This window comes from Pelomonas aquatica (assembly GCF_026712205.1).
GTDB lineage: Bacteria > Pseudomonadota > Gammaproteobacteria > Burkholderiales > Burkholderiaceae_C > Pelomonas > Pelomonas aquatica.
The window spans coordinates 207,990-231,157 of sequence record NZ_JAPPUW010000008.1; the positions used below are offsets into that span (position 1 = coordinate 207,990).

At 65.0% G+C, this 23,168-nt stretch carries 20 protein-coding genes; 16 read left to right on the forward strand and 4 right to left on the reverse strand.

Going from position 1 to position 23,168, the window contains the following annotated elements; translation table 11 throughout:
- Window positions 1-6: 6 nt before the first annotated feature.
- From NYP07_RS10840 to NYP07_RS10875, 8 genes are all read left to right on the forward strand, one after another.
- Complete coding sequence (locus NYP07_RS10840; protein ID WP_268150233.1) at window positions 7-3,189, forward strand: CusA/CzcA family heavy metal efflux RND transporter; 3,183 nt, start codon at window positions 7-9, stop codon at window positions 3,187-3,189.
- Window positions 3,190-3,286: 97 nt separating this feature from the next.
- Window positions 3,287-3,970 carry a heavy metal response regulator transcription factor gene (locus NYP07_RS10845; RefSeq protein WP_268150236.1) on the forward strand — a complete coding sequence of 228 codons (684 nt, stop codon included), beginning with the start codon at window positions 3,287-3,289 and terminating at the stop codon, window positions 3,968-3,970.
- Entirely contained in the window at window positions 3,967-5,346 is a 1,380-nt protein-coding gene (locus NYP07_RS10850) for a heavy metal sensor histidine kinase (protein WP_268150238.1), read from the forward strand. Before NYP07_RS10845 ends, NYP07_RS10850 begins: the two co-directional genes overlap by 4 nt.
- Window positions 5,340-5,534 carry a hypothetical protein gene (locus NYP07_RS10855; protein ID WP_268150240.1) on the forward strand — a complete coding sequence of 65 codons (195 nt, stop codon included), beginning with the start codon at window positions 5,340-5,342 and terminating at the stop codon, window positions 5,532-5,534. The genes NYP07_RS10850 and NYP07_RS10855 overlap by 7 nt, the downstream gene beginning before the upstream one ends.
- Before the next feature lie 48 nt (window positions 5,535-5,582).
- Entirely contained in the window at window positions 5,583-5,930 is a 348-nt protein-coding gene (locus NYP07_RS10860; RefSeq protein WP_268150242.1) for a hypothetical protein, read from the forward strand.
- A gap of 158 nt (window positions 5,931-6,088) precedes the next feature.
- Window positions 6,089-8,788: a heavy metal translocating P-type ATPase gene (locus NYP07_RS10865; protein ID WP_268150244.1), complete on the forward strand. Its 2,700-nt coding sequence runs from the start codon at window positions 6,089-6,091 to the stop codon at window positions 8,786-8,788.
- Window positions 8,789-8,795: 7 nt separating this feature from the next.
- Window positions 8,796-9,284: a DUF6328 family protein gene (locus tag NYP07_RS10870; RefSeq protein WP_268150246.1), complete on the forward strand. Its 489-nt coding sequence runs from the start codon at window positions 8,796-8,798 to the stop codon at window positions 9,282-9,284.
- Window positions 9,281-10,018, forward strand: a complete 738-nt coding sequence (locus NYP07_RS10875; protein WP_268150248.1) for a ZIP family metal transporter — start codon at window positions 9,281-9,283, stop codon at window positions 10,016-10,018. Before NYP07_RS10870 ends, NYP07_RS10875 begins: the two co-directional genes overlap by 4 nt.
- Window positions 10,019-10,066: 48 nt before the next feature.
- Here the strand turns inward: NYP07_RS10875 and NYP07_RS10880 are convergent, their stop codons facing one another.
- The 4 genes from NYP07_RS10880 to NYP07_RS10895 form a co-directional block, all read right to left on the reverse strand.
- Window positions 10,067-10,351: a PepSY domain-containing protein gene (locus NYP07_RS10880; protein WP_268150250.1), complete on the reverse strand. Its 285-nt coding sequence runs from the start codon at window positions 10,349-10,351 to the stop codon at window positions 10,067-10,069.
- Between the two features lie 138 nt (window positions 10,352-10,489).
- Complete coding sequence (locus NYP07_RS10885; protein ID WP_268150252.1) at window positions 10,490-12,739, reverse strand: TonB-dependent receptor; 2,250 nt, start codon at window positions 12,737-12,739, stop codon at window positions 10,490-10,492.
- Window positions 12,740-12,884: 145 nt separating this feature from the next.
- Window positions 12,885-13,331: a flagellar basal body rod protein FlgB gene (flgB, locus tag NYP07_RS10890; protein ID WP_268150254.1), complete on the reverse strand. Its 447-nt coding sequence runs from the start codon at window positions 13,329-13,331 to the stop codon at window positions 12,885-12,887.
- A 60-nt stretch (window positions 13,332-13,391) separates the two neighbouring features.
- On the reverse strand, window positions 13,392-14,438 hold the full coding sequence (locus tag NYP07_RS10895; protein ID WP_268150256.1) for a porin: 1,047 nt from the start codon (window positions 14,436-14,438) through the stop codon (window positions 13,392-13,394).
- A gap of 383 nt (window positions 14,439-14,821) precedes the next feature.
- On the opposite strand from NYP07_RS10895, the gene NYP07_RS10900 reads away from it, so the two are divergent.
- The 8 genes from NYP07_RS10900 to NYP07_RS10935 all read left to right on the forward strand — a co-directional run bounded on the left by NYP07_RS10900 (window position 14,822) and on the right by NYP07_RS10935 (window position 23,110).
- Complete coding sequence (locus tag NYP07_RS10900) at window positions 14,822-16,399, forward strand: tetratricopeptide repeat protein (RefSeq protein WP_268150258.1); 1,578 nt, start codon at window positions 14,822-14,824, stop codon at window positions 16,397-16,399.
- Between the two features lie 105 nt (window positions 16,400-16,504).
- A complete protein-coding gene (locus NYP07_RS10905; RefSeq protein ID WP_268150260.1) occupies window positions 16,505-17,113 on the forward strand; it encodes a mechanosensitive ion channel family protein in 609 nt (202 codons plus the stop codon).
- A gap of 452 nt (window positions 17,114-17,565) precedes the next feature.
- Window positions 17,566-18,171 (forward strand): hypothetical protein, encoded by a 606-nt coding sequence (locus NYP07_RS10910; RefSeq protein WP_268150262.1) that lies wholly within the window; start codon window positions 17,566-17,568, stop codon window positions 18,169-18,171.
- 4 nt (window positions 18,172-18,175) lie between these two features.
- Entirely contained in the window at window positions 18,176-19,270 is a 1,095-nt protein-coding gene (locus tag NYP07_RS10915) for a helix-turn-helix domain-containing protein (protein ID WP_268150264.1), read from the forward strand.
- 434 nt (window positions 19,271-19,704) lie between these two features.
- Window positions 19,705-19,908 (forward strand): hypothetical protein, encoded by a 204-nt coding sequence (locus NYP07_RS10920; protein WP_268150266.1) that lies wholly within the window; start codon window positions 19,705-19,707, stop codon window positions 19,906-19,908.
- 802 nt (window positions 19,909-20,710) lie between these two features.
- The gene (locus NYP07_RS10925) at window positions 20,711-21,430 is read left to right on the forward strand and encodes a DNA methyltransferase (protein ID WP_268150268.1); all 720 of its coding nucleotides are present in this window, start codon (window positions 20,711-20,713) and stop codon (window positions 21,428-21,430) included.
- Window positions 21,431-21,441: 11 nt separating this feature from the next.
- Window positions 21,442-21,954: a DUF6900 domain-containing protein gene (locus NYP07_RS10930; RefSeq protein WP_268150270.1), complete on the forward strand. Its 513-nt coding sequence runs from the start codon at window positions 21,442-21,444 to the stop codon at window positions 21,952-21,954.
- Between the two features lie 748 nt (window positions 21,955-22,702).
- On the forward strand, window positions 22,703-23,110 hold the full coding sequence (locus tag NYP07_RS10935) for a single-stranded DNA-binding protein (RefSeq protein ID WP_268150272.1): 408 nt from the start codon (window positions 22,703-22,705) through the stop codon (window positions 23,108-23,110).
- Window positions 23,111-23,168 lie beyond the last annotated feature (58 nt).

Below are 23,168 nucleotides of genomic sequence, written 5' to 3' on the forward strand. Positions count from 1 at the left end.
GTCGACATGTTTGAACGCATCATCCGATTTGCCATCGAACACCGATGGCTTGTGATGTTGGCCGTGCTGGGCATGGCTGCGCTGGGCGTCTTCAGCTACCAGAAGCTGCCCATCGACGCGGTGCCCGACATCACCAACGTCCAGGTCCAGATCAACACCAAGGCGCCTGGCTATTCGCCGCTCGAAACCGAGCAGCGAGTGACCTATCCCATCGAGACCGTCATGGCCGGCTTGCCCGGCCTTGAGCAGACCCGTTCACTGTCGCGCTACGGCCTGTCGCAGGTGACGGTCATCTTCAAGGACGGCACCGACATCTACTTCGCCCGCCAGCTGGTCAACGAGCGCATCCAGAGTGCGCGTGGCCAGATGCCGGCTGGCGTGGAGCCAAACATTGGTCCGATCTCCACCGGCCTCGGTGAGATCTACCTCTGGACGGTCGAGTCGCAGCCAGGCGCGAAGAAGCCCAACGGTGAGCCTTACACGGCCACCGACCTGCGCGAGATCCAGGACTGGGTCATCAAGCCGCAGCTGCGCAACGTGACCGGTGTGACCGAGATCAACACCATCGGCGGCTATGCCAAGGAGTACCACGTCTCGCCGGATCCGAGCCGCCTGGCTTCCTACGGCATCACGCTGGCTGACGTCGTCAACGCCCTGGAGCGCAACAACGCCAACGTGGGCGCGGGCTACATCGAGCGCCGCGGCGAGCAGTACCTGATCCGCGCGCCGGGCCAGGTTAAGTCCATCGCCGACATCGGCAACATCGTGCTGCGCAACGAAGGCAGCGTGCCGGTTCGCATCAAGGACGTGGCCAACGTCGAGCTGGGACGCGAGCTGCGGACCGGTGCTGCGACCGACAACGGCAAGGAAGTGGTGCTTGGCACCGTGTTCATGCTGATCGGCGAGAACAGCCGCACCGTCTCCCAGGCCGTCGACAAGAAGATGGAGGAGATCAACAAGAACCTGCCGGCCGGCGTCCATGCCGTGACGGTCTACGACCGCACCACGCTGGTCGACAAGGCCATCGGCACCGTCAAGAAGAACCTGCTGGAAGGCGCGATCCTCGTGATCGTCATCCTTTTCCTGTTCCTGGGCAACATCCGCGCAGCCGTGCTGACGGCGATGGTGATCCCACTGTCGATGCTCTTCACGTTCACGGGCATGGTGAACCAGAAAGTCAGCGCCAACCTGATGAGTCTCGGAGCGTTGGACTTCGGGATCATCATCGACGGCGCGGTCGTGATCGTCGAGAACTGTGTGCGACGCCTGGCGCATGCGCAGGAGCACAAGGGCAGACCGTTGACTAGGTCCGAGCGGTTCCATGAGGTGTTCCTCGCCTCGCAGGAAGCACGTCGTCCGCTGCTTTTCGGGCAACTGATCATCATGATCGTCTACCTGCCGATCTTTGCGCTGGCTGGTGTCGAAGGGAAGATGTTCCACCCGATGGCCTTCACGGTCGTGATCGCTCTGGTGGGCGCAATGATCCTGTCGATGACCTTCGTGCCGGCAGCCGTTGCGCTGTTCATCGGCGAGAAGGTTGCCGAGAAGGAGAACTTCCTGATGGGTTGGGCCCGTCGCGCCTATGAGCCTGCGCTCAAGCGCGTGATGAACGCCCAGCCGCTCGTCATCACCTTTGCACTCGTCACGGTGTTCCTGTCGGGGCTGCTCGCCACCCGCATGGGCAGCGAGTTCGTGCCGAGCCTCAATGAGGGCGACTTCTCCATCCAGACCTTGCGGATCCCGGGCACGAGCCTGACGCAGTCGGTCGCGATGCAGCAGCAACTCGAAGCGACGCTGAAGGCGAAGTTCCCCGAGATCGAACGGACCTTCGCGCGCACCGGCACGGCTGAGATCGCGTCGGACCCGATGCCGCCGAACATCTCTGACGCCTACGTGATGCTGAAGCCGCAGTCCGAGTGGCCCGAACCCCGCAAGACGCGTGACGAACTGCTGGCCGCGATCAAGGCCGAAGTCGAGAAGATGCCGGGTCAGAACTACGAGTTCTCGCAGCCCATCCAGTTGCGGTTCAACGAGCTGATCTCCGGTGTGCGCTCCGACGTGGCCGTCAAGGTCTTCGGCGACGACATGGAGGTGATGGACGGCGCAGCCCAAAAGATCGCCGCGGTGCTCAAGGGCATCCCGGGCTCCACGGAAGTCAACATCGAACAGACTTCGGGCCTGCCGATGCTGAGCGTGCAGATCGATCGCGAGAAGACGGCGCGCTACGGCTTGAACGTTCAAGACGTTCAGGACACGCTGGCCACCGCCGTTGGCGGCAAGGAAGGCGGCACGATGTTCGAAGGTGACCGTCGCTTCGACATCATCGTGCGCGTGCCCGAGTCTGTCCGCACGGACCTGGAGGCGATCAAGCGTCTGCCGGTGCCGCTGCCTGGCAGTGCTGATGGCAAGGGTGCACGTCGCTTCATCCCGCTGAGCGAAGTGGCTGACCTCTCCCTGGCGCCTGGTCCCAACCAGGTCAGCCGCGAGAACGGCAAGCGCCGCGTGGTGGTCAGCGCCAACGTTCGCGGTCGCGACATCGGCACCTTCGTCGCAGAGGCTGAAGCCGCGATCCAGCAACAGGTCAAGCTGCCCACGGGCTACTGGATGGTCTGGGGCGGCCAGTTCGAGAACCTGCAGTCCGCCACGCAGCGTCTGAAGGTCGTCGTGCCGGTGTCCCTGCTGCTGGTGTTCACGTTGCTTTTCGTTATGTTCGGCAACGCCAAGGACGGCATGCTGGTGTTTACCGGCATTCCATTCGCGTTGACCGGCGGCATCGTGGCGCTGTGGCTGCGGGACATCCCGATGTCCATTTCTGCGGCGGTCGGCTTCATCGCGCTGTCGGGCGTGGCGGTGCTCAACGGCCTCGTGATGATCTCGTTCATCAGAAGTCTGCGGGAGTCGGGCAAGAGTCTCGACCAGGCCATCTTCGAAGGCGCGGTCACCCGTCTGCGTCCGGTCCTGATGACCGCGCTGGTCGCATCGCTCGGCTTCGTGCCGATGGCGATCGCAACCGGCACCGGCGCCGAGGTTCAGCGTCCGCTGGCCACGGTGGTGATCGGCGGCATCCTGTCCTCGACGGCCCTGACGCTGCTGGTGCTGCCGGTGCTGTACCGCATTGCCCACCGCAAGGACGAAGAGGGTGAGGCAGAAGCGCCCCGCACCACGCCTGGCGCGGAGGTGATTGCATGAATCCAGCGCCACACAACACGGCGCGCAGGCCGAAAGGCCGGTGCCTCGCGAACCTGAGCTCCTTGCATGGAGGGTGGCCGTCTGGCCGCAGAGCCTCATGAAGATCCTGGTCGTCGAAGATGAAGTCAAGGCGGCCGGATATCTGCGAAAGGGTCTTACCGAGGAGGGCTACCAAGTCGAGGTGGCTCACTCAGGTGTCGACGGCCTGCACATGGCGTCCGTCAACGAGTACGACCTGGTCATCCTGGACTGGATGCTGCCGGGCATCGACGGCCTGGCCGTGCTGTCCGCGCTGCGTCACACCCGGTCCGTACCCGTTCTCATGCTGACCGCGCGCGGTCAGGTCGAGGACCGGGTGCGGGGCCTACAGAGCGGCGCCGATGACTATCTCGTCAAGCCTTTCGCGTTCTCGGAACTGGTCGCGCGCGTGCAGGTCCTGCTGCGCCGCGCATCGGGTTCCCGAACGGTGGCCGAGACCACCCTCTACAAGGTCGCCGACCTTGAGGTGGACATGGTTCGGCGCAAGGCCAGCAGGTCCGGTCAGCGGCTGGAGTTGACGCCCAAGGAGTTCAGCCTGCTGGCGCTCCTGTTGCGTCGACAAGGCCACGTGCTGTCGCGAACCGAGCTTGCCGAGCAGGTCTGGGACATGAACTTCGACAGCGAGACCAACGTCGTCGAAGTGGCTATCCGCCGGCTGCGATCCAAGCTGGACCAGCCGTTCGAGCGTCCCTTGCTGCACACGGTGCGTGGCATGGGGTACGTGCTCGAGGACCGGACATGACTGCCGCGCCGCTCAGCGCGCCGAGCCTGCGGGCTCGGTTGTCGCGCCAGTTCGCGTTGCAGACCATGGTCGGTCTCAGCCTGGTGTGCGGCGCGGTCTACCTTGTCATCGCGCTCACCTTGTCCAGCCGGCAAGACGACACCCTCGTGAAGAAGCGGGCCACCGTCCTTCGCTTGCTCAACGAAGCCCGCGAGGTGCACGACGTCGCGGGAATCCAGCACCTGCTCAGCGATTTCCTGACGGGCCACGACGATCTGTCGTTGGTCGTGCGCCAGCGAAACGGCCATGCGGTGTTCGACAAGAACGACCCGGATAGGCCGGACGCGATGAGCAAGCGACTGGTGTTTGACGTTCGCCTTCCGGATGAGATGGGTGGATCTGGGCATGCGGAATTGATCCACGACATCCGCAAGGACGAGGCGCTCCTGTCGCGCTTGTGGTGGACGCTGTTGACCGGCGCGATCGTTGGCACGTTGGCCGTGTCGGCAACCGGGTTCCTGCTGGTCAAGCGGGGGCTCGCCCCAGTCAACGCGTTGGCGGGACGGACCTCCGAACTGGACGCCACTCGGATGGACCAGCGTCTCGACCTCACGGGCCAGCCGGAGGAAGTCCTGCCGTTGCTGCTGCAGTTCAACGCGTTGCTGGACCGCCTGCAGGCCGCGTACCTTCAGATGTCGGCCTTCAACGCCGATGTGGCGCATGAGCTCAACAATCCGCTGTCGATCCTGATCGGAAGCTGCGAGGTGGCTCTTCGCCGGCCCCGTTCCGGAGCGGAGCTCCAGGACGTGCTCAGTTCCAACCTGGAAGAGCTTCGTCGGATCGCGGGCATCGTGGCCGACATGCTGTTCTTGTCTCACGCTGAACGAGGCGTGACCGCGCGTCGCGCATACCCGACGCGGATGGCAGAACTCGCCGCCGAGGTGGCGGAGTACCACGAGGCGGCTCTGGAAGAGGCGGAATTGCGCGTCGAGGTGCGGGGTGACGCCCGGGTTTCGGTCGACGCGGGACTGGTGCGGCGTGCCATCTCCAATCTGTTGAGCAATGCGTCTCGCTACGCGACGAAGGGGTCGCTGGTCGAGGTGAGGATTGATCGGCCGAACGTCAACCTCGTCTCGATCGGCGTTCACAACAAGGGACCGGTGATCCCGGCAGAACACCTGCCACGGCTCTTCGACCGGTTCTACCGAATTGACCCGTCTCGGACCAACGCCGACCGGAACCACGGACTGGGCCTCTCCATCGTCGCGGCGATCGCCAAGATGCACGGTGGCACCGCTACGGCCACATCGAGCGAAGAGGGCACCTACGTCGGGTTCACCGTCGATAACCGCGTGGAGGACCCAGCGCTGGCGGATGAAAGGGCACAGCCATGGTGACGCTGTTCGAGCACCTCAAGGACAAGCACCACGGGCTCGCTTACTTCATCTTCCTGAGTTCGCTGGCCGTGGTCATCCTCTCGGTGATCCTGGGCATCTACTTCTTCCGGCAGGATCGTGCGAAGAAGAGGGCCCGGCGTGAGGAACGGCGAGAGCGTCGCCGCCGTGGCGGCCGCCAAAAGCGGTAGCCTCCTACATTGACCCGCTGCTAGGATCATTTCGTGCGTAGAGCCCTCGTGATCTTCTTGCTCGCGGTGCTGCCTTTCCAGTTCGTCTGGGGAGCTGCGGCTGGGTATTGCCGTCACGAGCAAGGCCGTGAAATCAGCCACTTTGGCCATCACCTGCACAAGCATCAGTCGACGGCCGGCAAGGCCTCTGATGCCGCGGGTGACAGCGCCAAGCAGCTCGCTGGCGAGGATGCGGACTGCATTTCGTGCCACTTTAGTTGCGCATCCTTCCCCTCCCATGTCGCCGTCAGTCTGCTGAGCGACGAGGTCGGGCACGTGGTGCCGACGGTAAGGCAGGCCAGCTTCTGGCTGCTTGTGCCATCGATCGACCGCCCCAATTGGGCATCGCCTTCTTGATCTGAGCCTGGGCTCTGCCCGGGTAACGTCGCCGGCGCCATGCGTCCGGCAGTTCAGATAGACCCGACCACCGGCATCGACGGGTCTAGTCACGATGTAGCCAGCTAATACCTGTCCCGGGCGCTGGCAACCACCTTCCCAAGAAAGAGATGTCGTCCATGAGCGATACCCAGAAGCTGCGTCTGGACCTCCCCCTGGTGCTGCCGGATATCCACGACGCTGAAGATCCCTGCGTTACGCGCCTGCAGGACAAGCTGGTAGGGCGGCCAGGCATCGAAGAGGCCCATGTCACGGGTGTCAAAGAGGGCAAGCCTCAGCTATGCGTGCACTACGACCCCAACGTGATCTCGCTGAGCCGCCTGCGTGAGCTGGTTTCTTCGACCGGCCTGGAGCTGACAGATCGCTTTGCGCATGTGTTGGCGCGGGTGAATCTGCCGATGCATGCCCGATTCGCGCAGCGCATCGCTGAGCAACTGCGATCGCTTGAAGGTGTCATTGAGGCCGACGTGTCCCCGGGTGGTGTCGTGCGCATCGAATACGACCGTTCGAGGATGGATGCGACGAAGCTCCGTCAACGGTTGACCTCTCTCGACATCTCCATTGACGAGCCACGAGCCTCTGGATCCAAGCCTGGCGAGCAGGGGCTGTCAGCACCAGCGTCGGAGCCTCGCGCTGGTTCTGCGAAGGACCCGAAGGCCGCGAACGACGAACACGCCGGTCGTGAAAAAGATGACCAAGGCCATGAGCATCGGGAAGGCGATGGTCATGACCACGCGCATGCGGCCGACGGCAAGTCCAAGGGCGAGCACAAACACGGCGAGAAGGGCCACGTGCACGGCAAGGACGAGGAGGGCGGCGAGCACAGCCATGAGCACGGAGGGCTCTTCGGCGAGAAGACGGAGCTGATCTTTGCGTGCCTGTCAGGCGTGTTCCTGCTCGGAGGCTGGCTGGTCGGGCGAGGGGGCTCGGGACCGGAGTGGCTGCCGACGGCCTGTTACGTCGTGTCGTACTTCTTCGGCGGCTTCTACACGGTCCGCGAGGCCATCGAGAACCTGCGCGCCAAGCGATTCGAGATCGACACGCTGATGCTGGTGGCCGCAGCGGGCGCCGCTGCCCTGGGATCCTGGGGTGAGGGCGCGTTGCTGCTCTTCCTGTTCAGTCTGGGGCATTCGCTGGAGCACTACGCCATGGGACGGGCACGGCGAGCGATCGAGGCGCTGGCCAAGCTGGCACCGGACACGGCGACCGTCAGGCGCGAGTCCGGGACCGAGGTCGTGCCGCTGGAGCAGCTGCAGGTTGGTGACGTCGTGGTCGTGAAGCCCAACGAGCGACTGCCGGCGGATGGCGTCGTGGTCGTGGGGACGTCCAGCGTCAACCAGGCGCCCGTGACGGGCGAGAGCGTGCCGGTCGACAAGCGGCCCATCGAAGACGGTAGGGCCGCGATCGGCAACTTCGAGCGGGTCGCGGCGGAGAACCGCGTGTTCGCGGGCACCATCAACGGCTCGGGCGCCATGGACGTCATGGTTGCGCGCAAGTCGGACCAGTCGACGATGGCGCGCGTCATCAAGATGGTCACCGAAGCCGAAGCGCAGCGGTCTCCCACGCAGCAGTTCACCGAAAAGTTCGAGCGGATCTTCGTGCCGTCGGTGTTGGTGCTCGTCGCTCTGCTGCTGTGTGCTGGGTTTGTCATCGATGAACCGTTCGCGCAGACCTTCTACCGGGCGATGGCGGTGCTTGTGGCCGCCAGCCCCTGCGCATTGGCGATCTCGGTGCCGAGCGCGGTGCTGAGCGGCGTCGCACGGGCAGCGCGGGGCGGGGTGCTGGTCAAGGGCGGCGGTCCACTGGAGAACCTGGGCACGTTGACGTCCATCGCGTTCGACAAGACGGGCACTCTGACCGAAGGCAAGCCAAAGCTGACTGATGTGGTGCCTGCGCAGGGCGTGCCGGAAGATGAGCTGCTGGCGGTTGCGTTGGCCGTGGAGGAGCACAGCGACCACCCGTTGGCCGCGGCCATCGTCACGGGTGCCAAGGAGCGCCTGGGCGACAACGCCAAGCTGCTGCAGGCTTCAGACGTCAAGAGCATCACGGGTCGTGGCGTGCAGGCTCAGCTTGCCGGCGAGACGGTGCACATTGGCAAACCAGTCTTGTTCACCGAGTTGCCCGATTCAAAGGTGCCGACTGACGTCGACGAGGCCAACAAGAAGCTGGTGGCGGATGGCCGCACCACCATGATCGTGCGCAAGGGCGGACGCTTCCTGGGCGTGATCGGCGTGATGGACACGCCGCGTCCTGTTGCCGGCCAGGTGATGGCCGAACTGCGCAAGCTCGGGATCGAGCGTCTGATCATGATCTCCGGCGACAACCAGAAGGTCGCGGAAGCCGTGGCGCAGACCGTGGGGCTCACGGAGGCTCGGGGCGACCTGATGCCCGAGCAGAAGGTCGAGGAGATCAAGAAGCTGCGCGCCGAGCACGGCAAGGTCGCGATGGTGGGCGATGGCGTCAACGACGCTCCTGCGATGGCCAACGCCACCGTGGGCATCGCGATGGGCGCTGCGGGGTCGGACGTGGCGTTGGAAACCGCAGACGTGGCCCTGATGGCGGACGACCTGGCGCAGCTTCCGTTCGCGGTGGGTCTCTCGCGTAGCACCAGCCGTGTCATCAAGCAGAACCTCTGGGTGAGCCTGGGCGTGGTCGCGGTGCTGATCCCGTCCACCATCCTGGGTCTGAGCATCGGTACTGCCGTCATCTTCCACGAAGGGTCGACGCTGCTCGTGGTCTTCAACGCGCTGAGACTGCTGGCCTACAAGCCGTTCGACAACAGCGCAAAGGCGGCGGGGCCGGCTGCGGCAAAAGCGTGAGGCGGCCATGACCGAGCAGGACGAAAGCCGGCCGCTGCCGCTGACCGGGCAGCTGATGGATGACGACGACGGTGACCTGACCGACATGCTGGGAGAACTGCGGGTGTTGCTCCCGACCGCGCAACTGCTGTCGGCCTTCCTGATCGCCGTGCCGTTTGCACCGGGGTTCCGCAGCATCGTGCAAGCCGAGAAGAACGTCTTTCTGGCCACGTTCATGCTGTCGGTCGCCGCTCTCGTGTTGTTCACCGCGCCGGCGGTGCAGCACCGGCTGATGCGGCCGCTGCGCCAGCGCGCGAACTTCAAGGCCAGGGCCAGCCGGCAGATGCTGGTCGGCGCAGCGCTGCTCGCCATCGCGCTGGTGCTCGCCACGCAGTTCGTGTTGTCGGAGGTGCTGGGACACATGGTCGGCAACATCGCAGCGGCGTGTATTGGCGCCTTGATCGGGGCGATGTGGTTGCTGGTGCCGCTGACCTGGAACCGACGGCAAGCCGCATGAGCGCTCAGCCGATCTCGCTTGCCGGCGTGATGATGTTCGCGGCGGTGCCGGCTGCCGCCGTCGTTGTTGGGGGCGCGGTTGCCGCAGTGCGTACGCCTGGGCCCAAGGTGCAAAGCGCCGTCCAGCACATCGCGGCAGGGGTGTTGTTCGCCGCGTTGGCGACAGAACTGCTACCTGACGTGCTTCACCGGCGGCTGCCCTGGGTGACGCTGGGCGGATTCGCGCTCGGCGTGGTCACGATGCTGCTGTTGAAGGCGGTTGCACGCCGCCTGGAGGCGCGAGAGGAGCAGGTCGCGCCATCGTCGCTGCCGACCAGCCTGCTGCTGGCGTCGGCCTTGGACATCGCCTTGGATGGATTGCTGATCGGCGTAAGCTTTGCAGCCGGCGAGCGGCAGGGTCTGCTCATCACGATTGCGATGACGCTGGAGGTCCTGTTCCTCGGCGTTGCAACCGCGGCCGCTATGCGCGGGCCGAAGGTGCGCAGTCAGGTGCTGGCCACGACGCTCAGCTTCGCAGTGCTGCTGACCTCAGGAGCGGGCATCGGCGCGTTTTTTCTGGCCAGCGCCAGCCCCATCGTGCTGGACGGCGTGCTGTCGTTCGGCGTGGCCGCGCTGCTCTATCTGGTGACGGAGGAGCTGTTGACGGAGGCCCACGAAGTCGACGAGACGCCGCTGCTTACGTCGATGTTCTTCGTGGGCTTTCTGGCGCTGTTGATGATCGAGATGATGGTTTGAGCCGCGTGCTCTTCTGACGGGAGAAGCAGCCGAGCCATCATCGACACATCATTTCTTGGCGGCGGGTTGCTCGGCTTGCGGGAAGACGCGATCGAAGGTCTTCGGATTGAAGAAGGCCTCAATCTTGGCACCCTTGTCGTCGATGCCGTAGACCTCGTAGCAGCCGTTGGCGTTCTGGACCTTGCGGACCTTCCAGCCTTCGCCTTCCAACTTCTTTTGCAGTTCCGTCTGCGGCTTTTTCTCCTCCTGGGGCACCGCGGGGCAGGAGACGTTGCCATGAGCGAAGGCCGTGGATGCGGTCAACGCAAGGACGAGGGAGACGATCAGTTTCATGGTGTGTCTTTCAGGGTAAGTTGTGGGGCCGAAGTGGCGCCCGGCTCATCGCCTGTGGCTTGTGAACGGTCAGGTGTCTTCCGCCGCAAGGCGATTCGGTGGGAGCAGTCCCAAGCAGAACGCCGGACCTGTCCGAAGTCAGAACTTGTAGGTGCCGGTGAGCGTCAGCACGCGTCCGGTTCCAGGCACGTAGAAGGTCGGGTAGAGCGAGTCGGCGTATCGCTTGTTTGCGACGTTGCTGACCACCAGCTTGAACAGCAGGGGTTCTTGCACCGCGTATTCGGCCATCAGGTCCGCCGTGACGAACTTCGGCGCAAAGAAGCCGGGGTTGCGGAACGGCTGCTGGCCGCTGCGGGCGTTGAGGCCGCCCCCCACGCGCAGCTTGGGCGTGGCCTGGTAGGTCGTCCACAGACTGCCCGAGTACCGCGGCGTCATCGACGGGCGTGCACCCTGGCCTTCGGCGCCCGGCGCGGCGACATCGATCTTGGCGTCCGGCATCCACGTGAAGTTGGCGAAGACCTCCCATTCAGCGGTGATGCGACCGACCAGGTCCACGTCCAGACCAGAGGCGTGGCGCTTGCCCGACAGGGTCACCAGGTTGACCAACGGGTCAGTGTTGCGCTCTTGCAGCTTCTTGTTGCGGAAGATGCCGGCGCGAGCGCTCAGCTTGCCGTCGGCTGAATCCCACTTGGCGCCCAGCTCGACATTCACCGACTGTTCCGGCGGCACGTTCACGTTGGCAGGGCTCAGCGAGTAGGTGTCGCCCGAGCTGTTGAAGGAAGTCGCGCCCATCAGGTGGAAGGACCACTGCTCATTGGGCTGGAACAGCACCGCGGCGCGCTTGCTAATCTCCGAGATCTTCATCCGATAGGACGTGGTGACACGCGGCACGGCAGCGGAGTACTGGTCATACTTGCCGTCGAGGTTGTCATAGCGCAGGCCGGCCAGCACCTTCCAGGCAGGTGCAATCTGGATCAGATCCTGGATGTAGACGCCGTACGCCTTGGACGTGTATTCGTTGTTGGTGCGGAAGGTGCGCACGTCCTCGTTGACGCTGGCGCCATCGAACGGCGTGCCGATGGTGGTGTTGGGCTTGGCAGGGATCGGTCCGTTGGACGCGTAGACCTGCTTCTTCTCGTTGGCGAAATCGATGCCAGCCTGAAGGGAGTGGTCGAAGCCCAAGCCCTTGAACTTGGCGCTCAGATCGCTTTGCGCCGTCACCGTCTGCATGTCCTGCTTCTTGATCTGCAGGCCGCGTGTGAGGACGGTCCGGTCGCTGAGCGTCGCCAGTGAGACCGGCAGACCGTCAGGCTGGACGGCGGCGCCGCCAAAGTTCCACAGCGTGGCACGCTGGTCACGCGTGTAGTTGGCCGCGCGGATCTTGGTCAGCAACTCGACGTTCGGCGAGAAGCGGCGTGTGTGCGTCAGCGTCACGTAGCGAGCCGTGCCTTTGTTGAAGTCGCTCGCCATGCCGTAATAGTTGTTCGGATCGACGGGGAGCAGTGTCGAGTCGCCGACGGGGGAGGTGGCAGTCGGGCGGATCCAGCGGACGTTGAAGTTCATGCCGTTGTCATTCTTCAGCGCGAAGCCGGTGAGACTGAACTCGTCCTGCTGGTCGATGCCCCAACGCACAGTGCCAGCGATCGCGGCCTTGCTGATCTTGGAGCCGGCACCGTTGCTGTCCGCTTCGTTCACCATGGTGCCGATGCGCATGGCCGAGTTCTCGCCGGTGCGCCGGTTGAAGTCACCGACGGCGCGCACGGCGCTGTGGCTGCCGACAGAGACGTTGATCTCGTTCTCGTCGGCCAGGCGCGCCTGTTTGTTGACTTGGTTCACGGCGCCGCCCGTGGAGCCGCGGCCGAATAGCAGCGACGCGGAGCCACGCAAGAGCTCGACCTTGTCCATGAAGAACGTGTCTCGGTCGTAGAAGGCGGGGTCACGCATGCCGTCGATGAAAACGTCGCCCGTGCTTTGCAGCGAGATGCCGTGGATCTTGATGTCTTCCTCGCCGCCCTCGGCGGCCAGGAAGGTGATGCCGGAGGTGTTCTTCAGCACCTCCTTGACGTTGGTCAGGCCGCGGTCATCCATGACCTTCTGGGTGATGACGGTCAAGGACTGGGGGATGTCACGGATGTCCTGCTTGCCCTTGCCAATCCGGGTCTCCGTGGCCTGATAGGCATCCTTGCCTTGCGGCTCGGTGCTGGCCCGGATGCGCACGGTGGGCAGCACGGCCCCTTCAGTGTTGGGGGCGGATGCGGCAGTGCCGGGCGCCACTGGCGCTGTCTGGGCGATCGCGGCGGATGCCAGGCCAAAGCCGGCCGCCATGGCGCCCAGGGGCATCAAGCTCAGGGGCTGTCGCTTTGTCTTGTGCGACGAATTGCGGGACATGGGAACTCCTCTGATTTCGGGCGGCGATGCGCGGCCCACGCGGTCTGGCGATGGCTTGACCGTCTTGGTTGTTGAAAGAGCGAAACGGAAAATGCGAGGCGGGGCTGCTGCCCCTGAGCCTCTGGGGAATGACGCGTTGGGCGCGTCAGCGAGTGGGAGCGGCGCTGGCTTGCCGGAACTCCTTCACCTCGTCGTCCAGCGACGCAATCGCGAGCTGATGGAGGATTGCGTTCTGTGCGAAGGAGGCCTGTTCCTGCTCGATGTCGACGGTGTTGCCATCCAGGTTGTCCTGCGCGGGCCTGGCGAACTGAGCGAACTCCACGGTGCTTCGTGGCGCCGCGAGCGTCGGCGTCAGATGCTGAGGCGACGTCGTGGCGATTGACGTCGCAGGACGCGAGCGCGCAGCGTCTTCCAGCGCGGCCGAGAAACTCATGTCGCGTGCCTTGAAGTGCGGCGTGTCGGCATTCGCAATGTTGCTTGCGATCAGGACCTGGCGCTGCCCCCTGAACCGCAGTGCCGTCGCCCGCCAGTCGTCCTCACCGGCAGAGGCTGTGGCGGCAACCGGCGTGATGGGTCGAAGTGCGTCGGACATCAGGATCCTCCATCAAGGAGGGGCGCGCGTCAGCGCGCCCCTGGCAGTTGCCGAGATCGATCAGAAGCTGTGGCGCATGCCGACTTCCATGCCGGACGAGCTCTCACCGCCGCGCATGCCGGTCGGCGTCGTGTAGAGGACGGAGCTGCGGGCCGCGCCCTTGTTGCTGATGTTGGCGTAGGTGCCGTAAAGCGCCGTCCGCTTGGACAGGTCGTGCACGTAGCCCAGCGCGAAGCGCGTGCTGTCGTCGGCGTCCGCGTACCCGGAGCCAGCTGCACCGCCCGCGCGGTTGACGTTGGTGTAGCCGACGCGGATCGAGCCGGCCTGGGTCACCGGCACCGTGGCGCCAACCGACAGTTCCTGCGCCTTGCGCTGGCCCCACTTCTTCACGTCCAACAGGGTGTGCAGCGTGCCCCAGGGCGACTTGTAGTTGAACAGCAGGTTGTAGTTCTTGAACTTGGGTTGGCCGCTGCCGACGTCAGTCTGGCCGATGGCACCACCCACCAGGAACTGGCTGTTCTCATAGCCCAGGCGGCCACCGGTGTACTTGTTGCCGGCGACGCCTTCGCCTGCCGCAACGTGCACCTGGCCGAACCAGCCGCCGAGGTTCTTGGGCAGGAAGTAGCTGACGCCGTTGTCGGTCCGCTGCGCGGTGGTCGCGCCGCTGCCCAGCACAGCGCTGGAGCCGTAGACGAACACGCCACGCGAGCCGACGCCGACGATGCCGAACTCATCGTTCAGCGCATTGTTGTAGGTTGGTGTGGTGTCGCGGCCGAGGCGAACTTCACCGAAGTCACCCATCAGGCTGACCGTCGAGCGACGGTTCCAGAACTTGCTGGCATTGGCCGAGCCGGTGTCCAGCTCGATGCCCGATTCGAGGTTGAAGCCGGCAGACAGGCCGCCACCCAACTGCTCGACGCCGCGGACGCCCAGGCGGCTGGTCGTGTTCGCGCCCGAGGCGACGCCCCTGACCGTGCCGGCGCTGCCGTTCTTCACCTGACGGACCGCGGCGTCCGCGACGCCGTACAGGGTTACCGACGAGGTCTGCGCGAACGCGGAACCCGCGATTGCGCTGCATGCCAAGGCCAAAAGGGCTGGCTTCTTCATGTACTTCTCCTATTCAGTGGTCGATGCAAGAGCGAGTGATTTGCCTCAAGCGACACGAAGGCTAGGGACCGTGCCTAGGGAAATCCATGCTTTTGACCAATTGCGATGGGGCATGCGCGCGCGGGGTGCACCAAAGCGTTGGTGTTCGTGCCGCCGATTCGACACTGCCGCTGGAACTGCCAGAGGAAGCTTCAGTTCACACGCAGATAACACCTTTGATGAATGTGGTTTTTGCAGCGCGACACCTTACAAAACGGTAATGCGATGGACTGGCCGCTGTCATGCCACGGTCACTAGGCTTCGATCCGGATGGGGCGCCTTCGACGCCTCAATAGATATCGACGAAAGGCCATGGCGATGCGCCAGTGTGAGGAAGGCGCGAGATGCGAAAACCCGATGTTCAACTGATCGCCAGGGCGCGACGCGGAGACATCGCCGCATGTCTTGAGGCGGGCAGGAAGTACCTGGAGGGCGCGAGTGGGTTCCCCCGTCATGTGACGGTTGGACTGGAATACCTGCAGCGGGCCGAATCCCATCGGGCTGCCGAGGTTCAGCGGCTCATCGTCGAGTCTATGAACCTCTACGAGATCGCCTCGCACGGTCGTGTTCCGACGCTTCGGCAGGCGGCACATGCAGGCCGCGTGTCGGCACAGTTGAAGATGGCGGTCTGGAGTTCGCTGGCTGCGGCTGATGACGCCGATTCGAGCCGATGGTTCCGACGTGCAGCGGAAGCTGGTGACGATGCTTCCGTGAGGGTGCTGGCCCAGTCGCCTGAGGACCAAGCGGTCGGCACACCGGTAGAGCGCCTGCGGGCGCTCAAGGAACTGCCGTGTCTCGGTTGGGCGGAACTGGTTGGATTGGCCATGGATCGCGCGCTGATGCGTCGGGACGCAAAGCTGCTTTTTCGGGCGCTGTCGCTCTGCGTCGAAGATGACGGCACGCCGGACCCCGTCCTGGCCGACAAGGTGTTCGAGGCCTTGAGCTACGCCAGCTCGCTGCCCTCCGAAACCATCAACATTGACCGTCGTTCCTTTGAGGGGCTGTTGGAGGACTGCGTCTCGCGGGGAAACGGCGCCGCTGCGTTGATGCTGGGCCAGGCCTTGAGCGGCAGTGACGTGGGGAACCTGCATTGGCAGGCGCTGGTTCCGATGCAGAACTTCCGCAAGGCATCAGCGTTGTTGATGCGTGCGGCAGATAGCGGCCATGGCGAAGCGTGGACGCGCCTCTACGAAATCCACTCGAACCACAACGGCTCGGTGGCCAACCCCTCAATGGCGAGGTTCTGCCTTGAGAAGGCGGCGGCAGCCGGCGTGGTGTCGGCGCAGAGACGCTTGGGCGCCACCATCCTGAGAGCGTCGGGAACGCTGCGCGAAGTAGAGCAGGGCATGCATTGGCTGTTCCTCGCTGCTCAGACTGGCGACGAGCATGCATACAAGCTGATGCGGACTTTTGTCCTTCCGGTGCTGGGTGCAGAGGACGACGCCGCGCGCGCGTTGATCGAGATCCAACGCACGAGCCCCGTGCTGGCTATCCGGCTGCGTGTCGCTCGGGACTTTGGCCTGACCAAGCTGGAAGCGATGACGGTGGATCTGCCCACCGGCATGCGGCCCTGGGGACTGGTGGTTGGGCGCAACCCCTTCATTCGACAGGCGCGCTTGTCGTCCCCGCGAGCTGTGCCAGCCACTAGCCATTCGGCTCTGGAAGGGTTGCGTGGTGTTGTGGCGCAGATCACCGCCGGTGGTGTGCGGGGGGCCTCGTCGCAGGACTTCGACTTGCGTCACCGGGCATTGCGAATCAGACAAGTCCTCGCAGCCCACGGACTGGAGGAGTCCATGTTCTTCGCGAAGGTCCGTTCGCGCGATCTTGACGTCTTGCGAGGTGGAGCCCGCTGGGCTCGGTCAGTGAAGTCGGCACTTGATGATGCAATGGCCCACGAGGCGGCCCAGACCTTGAGAGGCTGAGCGTTTGGTGAGCAGCGATGGCGGGCCTTCGCCCAGGGGCAACGATCACCACGAGACACTAGCTCCTGGTCGCATTCCTCCTCATCCAATACTAGTGCCGCGCTCATGAGAAAGCTCATCCAATTCCTTCACGACTGGCTTCCGGTCTGGGCCGCTGACTGGCTCGACATCCTGGTTCCAGCGGTCGAGGTCGTCTTGATCGGTCTGATCTCTTGGCTGCTGATGCGGCTGGTACGCAAGGTGATCCGACGGATCACGGGCACGTACGGCCTGCCGGTCAACGTCGCGTCGTTGTTTCTGCGCGTGATGGGGGCGGTGATCTACGGTGGAGCCGCGCTCTGGGCGCTGGAGCGAATGGGCGTGTCCGGTGCCATCCTGTGGACAGCGTTCACGGGATTCGCAACTGTGGGCGCAGTAGCGTTCTTCGCTGCCTGGAGCGTGCTGTCCAACTTGTTCTGCACGCTGCTGATCTACATCACCCGCAGCTTCCGGATCGGCGATGTCGTGGAACTGCTTGAAGCGGGCGACAAGCCAGGGATGAAGGGGCGGGTCATGGACATCAACCTCGTCTACACGACCCTCCTCGAGAGCGGTGATGCGCAGAACGGCACCAGCCTGCAGTTGCCCAACAGCTTGTTCTTCCAACGCGTGCTACGGCGATGGAATGGCACGGCTGCCGAAGGCGACTTGATCCCGCGCCAGCAACAAAACTAGGCGTCGGTTGCGATGGGGACATCGGACACAACGACGGCGTCGCGCGGAACATTGGCGAGGTACAACCGGGCGTCAGCACGGGCGATGAGCGCGTTGACTGTCACAAAGCCACCAATCTCCTCTGTACTGGCGACGCCGGCACTGAAGGTCACCCTTCTTTGGGCGTTCAACGGCGCGCCGGCCGGTCTTGCTCGCAAACGTTCGAGCACGACGGCAGCGCCCGCAGCGGACGTCTCTGGGAACACCCCAAGGAACCCTTGCCGCCCCAACGCCCGACCAGTTCAGTAGCGCGAACGTGGACTTTGAGTTCCATGCTGTCGCCCTGGCTGAGCAGGATGAGCACATCGCCCGCAAGCGAGGTACGAACGGCGCCCTTCGCTGGGTGTGGTTGACAGATCGTCAAATTTGCAAAATACTTCGGTTGACAAAACACAGGATTTGCAAGGAACGTCATGTCCGTCTTCCATCCCGCGCACTTCTACGCCGAGCTCACCGACGACCGCCTGCGTCTGCTTGCCGAGGAACTGCTTAACGTCCGCTACGCGACGATCGGGTTGCTGGACTCACCTTATGACGACAACTTCACCCGTGAATCTGCGGTCTTCGGTCGCTGCAAGAACATGCTCACTGCCAAGGCGTTGTCCCGCAGGTACGACTGGCTGACGCTGGCCCACGCCGGCATGGATGTCACCATCAACATCGGCCGCGTGCCGGTACGCTACTTCCGCGACGACCCGAACGCGCCCGAGAAGGCCGGCTTCTTCAAGCGCAACGCCACCGACTGCCTGTTTGAAGACGAGGCGGGTGCGCCGGTCATGTGGCGCTTCGTGGTGGAACGCGCGCTGACCGGCGAAGACGAGGACCAGGTGCACTTCGTGGGGTACAACATCTTCCACGAGAAGGTCTCGCTGTGGACCTACCGCCCGTCGACGCCGATGCTTCATTCGATCGATTCCGATGTGCCGCCAACGGTCAACATTCCACCGGCCGCCGTGGAGTTGCTCGAGGATGCCGAGGCCGACGAACAACAAGAACGCAAGACTGGCAGTTCGGACTGAATTCATGGATCAAGGTTTCAACGGGGGCCAGCTTCGACTGGCCCGCGTTTTTCATGGCTGGGCGCTCGAAGAAGTGGCCGAGCAAGTGGCATGCACCCGTCAGTACCTGCACAAGCTGGAGACCGGGCAGGGGGCACCCACAACCGATATGACCGACAAGCTCGCACACGCGTTGCGCGTCGAGCCGGAGTTCTTCCAGCTTCCGCGGCTGGATCTCGCCGAGGAACAGTTTCACTTTCGAAAGCTCTTCACAACCCGGGCCATGGTCAAGCAGGTGGCGTTGGCGCGAGCTGAGTTGTTCGGGCGGCTGGTGATCTATTTCGACAGTCTGTTGTCGCTGCCGAAAGTGAACGTGCCCATCGCAGAGGCCGCGTCAGTGGATGACATCGAGCGTGCAGCCGAACGCTGTCGCCAGGCTTGGGAACTGGGACTAGGGCCTATTGAACACACAACGCGGCTGGCAGAGAACGTCGGTGCGCTGGTGACGCACTTCCAGGGTGTCTCCACGGAGATCGACGCGCTGTCGGTTGCCGCTCACCGCCCGATCATCGTCCGCAATGAGGCCAAGCTGAGCACGTGCCGACAGCGTTTTGACGTGTCGCACGAGCTTGGGCATTTCGTCCTCCATAGCGGCCGCATCACGGGTGATCGGATCACTGAATCCGAGGCGAACCGTTTTGCCGGAGCCTTGCTCGTACCGCGCTCGATGATGGCCAAGCTCTTCCCTCGTCCTCGCGGATCACGTCTTGACTGGGTAGGACTTCGCGAGTTCAAGATGACCTGGAAGGTCAGCAAGGCCGCTCTGTTGTATCGAGCGCGGCAGCTGGATTTGATCTCCGACGATCAGTACAAGACTGGCGCGATCATGCTTAGGCGCAGCGGTGAGGCCAATGGAGAGCGCGAGGACTCGCTGATTCCTGCTGAACAGCCCGAACTGCTGCGACGGTCGTTCGATGTTCTTGCTTCCCGTAAAGGGATGTTCGCGGAGGACATCGCCAAGGCGATGCACATCGGCGTTGACCTGTTGAGCGACCTGGTTGGATTCGATCCGCCCCGACGCGATACGCCACGGCGGCCGGCGTTGAAACTGGTGACCTGAAGTCACAAATGACCTGAGGCGATGGCCGCATTCGCGAGCCGTCATCTCGACGTCTTGACCCAGGGCCATCCGGCGAGTCGGACCGCGGTGCGCTCAGACCGGGCGCTGGCGGGTCCGCGCATGGCGCTCATCCTCGCGGTGCAAGGACTGCTGCGCAGCCCTTTCGCTCCCTCTCGCAGGCGCCTTCGGTGCTGATCAGCACCGCTGCGCGCTACCGGGGGCGGTGGGGGGAGCGCCTCGGCCCTGCTCTCGGTTCCGGTTGGGTGGGGGCCTGCCCCGGAGCCGTCCCTTTCTCGACGGGGTACCTGCTGGCCCAGTCCGTGGAGACGCTGCAGGGCCTGCTGGTGCCCTGAGCCGCGCTTGCGACATACGTCCTGCATGGCACTGCGCATGCGAAGCCGGCCCCGGCGCTGGCCGGCGCTGCGGGCCTCGACATGGCCGACTGGTGGGAGGCGACGGGGGACACCTACCTGGGCCGGGTGCCCAAGTCGCAGATCGCGCAGGCGCTCATCGAGGCCGTTGAGGCGGAGGTCGGTAGCGAGGTCGAGAAGCTCAAGAAGGCCGATGCGGTGAGCCGTGCGCAGGCGGCGCTGGCTGGCAAGCGCTGGCTGCCCGAACTGCTGCGTAGTGCGAGTTGAACGGGACAGGGCAGGGGCTCCTGCGTCTGCCCGCTTGAGGTGGCGCTTCAGGTGTTGCTTGGCGCTTGTTTTTCGCCGCCCGGCGGTAGCCGGGCGGCTCGCGGCCCGTTCCCGTGCCGGCGCTGCCTTCTGGGCCTGCGGCCTGCGAGGCATTGCCGGCATACGCCACGCCGCAGGCGGGCCGCGGGAAGCAGGAGGGTCAACGCGCCTGGCCGGTGCGGGGGGCGGCCCTCCCGTGCGCGGGGATCGCGGGCCAGGTTCCTTCACGCTACGCGTGAACGGCCCGCTTGGCGAACAGGCGGTCCCGGATCGGCTGCGCCTTGCCGGTCCCGCCAGATCGCCACCCTGCGCACCCGCCACGCCCGAAGCCGGGCCGCCGGATCAGACGCTGTCGCGTGGGGTTGGGAGCGGTCCTGCGCGCCGCGGGTCTTCACGGCTTTCTCGCCGCGGGCATGGAGCGCATGCCCGGATCTTCCGCCGGCGCTGTCCTGGTACAGCGCGCGAGAGAGCGCCTGGGGCGCTCTCTCCGGGGCGGCCCTGGGGCCGCGGCAGGCCGGTGGCCTGTCCCCAGCGCGCTTCGCAAGGTGCTTTCGCGGCATAAAGCCGCGCCCGTCCGAGCGTCGGGGCTAGGCGGCAAGCCGTCCGAGCCGGGCCGCTAGGCGGGCGCTGTTTATTCCACGGTCACCTTGGCGCCCTGGCCATCGCCGGCGGCAGCTCCGGGCATGCGCTGTCCCATCACCTGGCATCGGCGCAGGGCAGTGGGTCTTCGGGCTCCTGTCGCCAGCCTTGATGGAGCGATGCCATGTCTGCCATTCATGCTGACCTTCCCCTGGACTCCGTGCTGCTCGGCGACTGCCGGGCGGTGTTCGCGGGCGTACCCGCGGAGTCGGTTGATTTCTGCCTGACCGATCCCCCCTACCTGGTGAACTACCGCGACCGTTCGGGCCGAACGCTCGCGGGGGACCGGGTGGGCCATTGGCTCACGCCGGCTTTTGCCGAGGTGCACCGACTGTTGAAGCGGGACACGCTGTGCGTGAGCTTCTACGGCTGGACCAAGGTGGACGAGTTCGTCAGCGCGTGGCGGTCGGCCGGCTTTCGGCTGGTCGGGCACCTGACGTTCCCGAAGCGCTACACGTCGTCCAGCGGATTGGTGCGGTATCAGCATGAGAACGCCTACGTGCTGGCGAAGGGCTCGCCACGGCCGCCGGAGCACCTGATCGGTGACGTCATCGACTGGGCGTACAGCCACAACGAGTTCCACCCGACGCAGAAGCCGCTGGCGGTGCTCACGCCGCTGATCGAGAGCTTCTGTCCGTTCGGCGGTGTGGTGCTGGATCCGTTCGCCGGCAGCGCGTCGACGTTGGTCGCCGCGTGCCTGTGCGGCCGCCATGGCATCGGGTGCGAGCTGGAAGAGCACATGCATGCGACGGCGGTGGCGCGCCTGGCGCGCGTGCGTCGGCTGCTGCTGTGCAGCCTGGGCTTCGAAGGCGATGTCGCGGCGGCGCTTCGCCTGGCCGCGTGAGGAGGTCTGCCATGTCCAACTTCTCCGACGACCAACTGGCCGACCTGCGGGAGCGGCTGCACGACCTGATGATGGGATTTGCGCGGGGCGATTCGGCCGGCATGGCCGCGCTTGTGCGCGCGGACTGGGCGCTTGCGGCTCGCATAGAGCAACTGCGACGTCATCCGCTGGTGAGTGCGTTCGACGACGAGGTGCTGTCGGCCGTGGCCGCCGGCGACCTCTCGCCGAACGTGGAGGCGCGCTATCTGGCGATTCGCTTGCGTGAGGTGGAGGCGGAAGCGGCGGCGGACGACGCGGCGGCGCCTCGGCGGCAAGCCGTGCGCTCGGTTCCCGGCGATGGGCTGCCGGCGCTGACATTGCCGCAGATGGAGGCCACGATCGCGCTGATCGCGCGCAGGCAGTTGGGATTTCCGACACTGAAGACGCGCGGGCGGGATCACCTGGACTTTCGGGACTGCGGCGTGGCGAGCGTTCATGCCGCGCTCGTGGAGGCGTACGAGGAAGGGTGGCACGCGGCTGCTTAGGTCGTTGCTCGGGCGGGGCAGTGCTGTGCGCAGCCCTGCTAGTCGGGGCCAGGTGTCGCGCAGCGATGGCAGAAGTTCTGACACCGAGGGAGGGCCGGTGCCAACCGTCGGCGAGCGATGCGTGGCGGTGACGGCTGCGCGTGCGCAGCCGCCGCGCGGTCCTCCCGTGCGCGGGACTGCTGGCTGAGTTCGTTCGCGCCAGGCGCGAACGAGCCCGCTTGGCGAACAGGCCGGTCCTGATCGGCTGCGCTTCGCGCCGGTCCGGCCAGATCGCCATCCCGCGCACCCGCCATCCCCGAAGCCGGGCCGCGCTGAAGTGCTCGCAGCGTCTCGACCGTCGCGCCATTCGCTGCGCTCGGTGTCATGCCGGTCGCGGGGCTGCCGCTGCTCGTGGATGTCCGACGCCTTCGCTGCAACCGCTGCGCCAGGCGGGCTGGCACATCGGCCGCGGCGCTGCGGCGTCGTGGTGGCAACCGGTGCGCCGGTCGTCCCACCGCGATCCCCGCACAACCCCCGTCCCTGGGTGAGGGGGACTTGCGCGGGGATCTCAACAGCGGTGGGCCGGGAAACCGGCGCACGGCTTCGGCTGCGATGAAGACAGATCCCCATCCCCAACCCCTTCCCCGGGGAAGGGGCCATGCCCACCCCCCGCCCGCCCGTGGGCGGGAGCGAAGGGTCCAAGCTGAAGGATCACTTTTCAGGAACCCAAGACGGAGTCCGGGTGGTCGTTCATGCAAGGAGATTGGCCATGGCCAACATTCAAGTCATCCAGCGAAGCGCCCATCTGGCGGGCAACGTGAAGTGCGAGCAGGTCGCAGGCCGGAGTGGCCCCATCACGAAGGGCACCTTCGTCGCCATCAGCAATTCGCATCGGGGGTCCAGCGACTCGCGCGAGGTCCAGGCCACGGCGATCACGTGGACGCTGTGGGGCAAGCAGGCCGAGGACGCCGCGGCCTACCTGACCCGCGGGTCGCACGTGAACGTCATCGGACGCATGAGCCACAACAACTACCTGAGGAACGAGGAGACCGTCTACGGGTGGGATTTCATCGCCGACGAGATCGACTACCTGGATACCCAGGCCGAAACGGCAGCCAGGAGGCATGCCGTGCGTGCAGGCAGCGCGCAACCTGCGCCGGAGCACGTCGGTGCCTGACCCCTGCGGGCGGGCACGGCGTGCCTGCCCTTCGAACCCTGTTCAACGATCGAAGGAG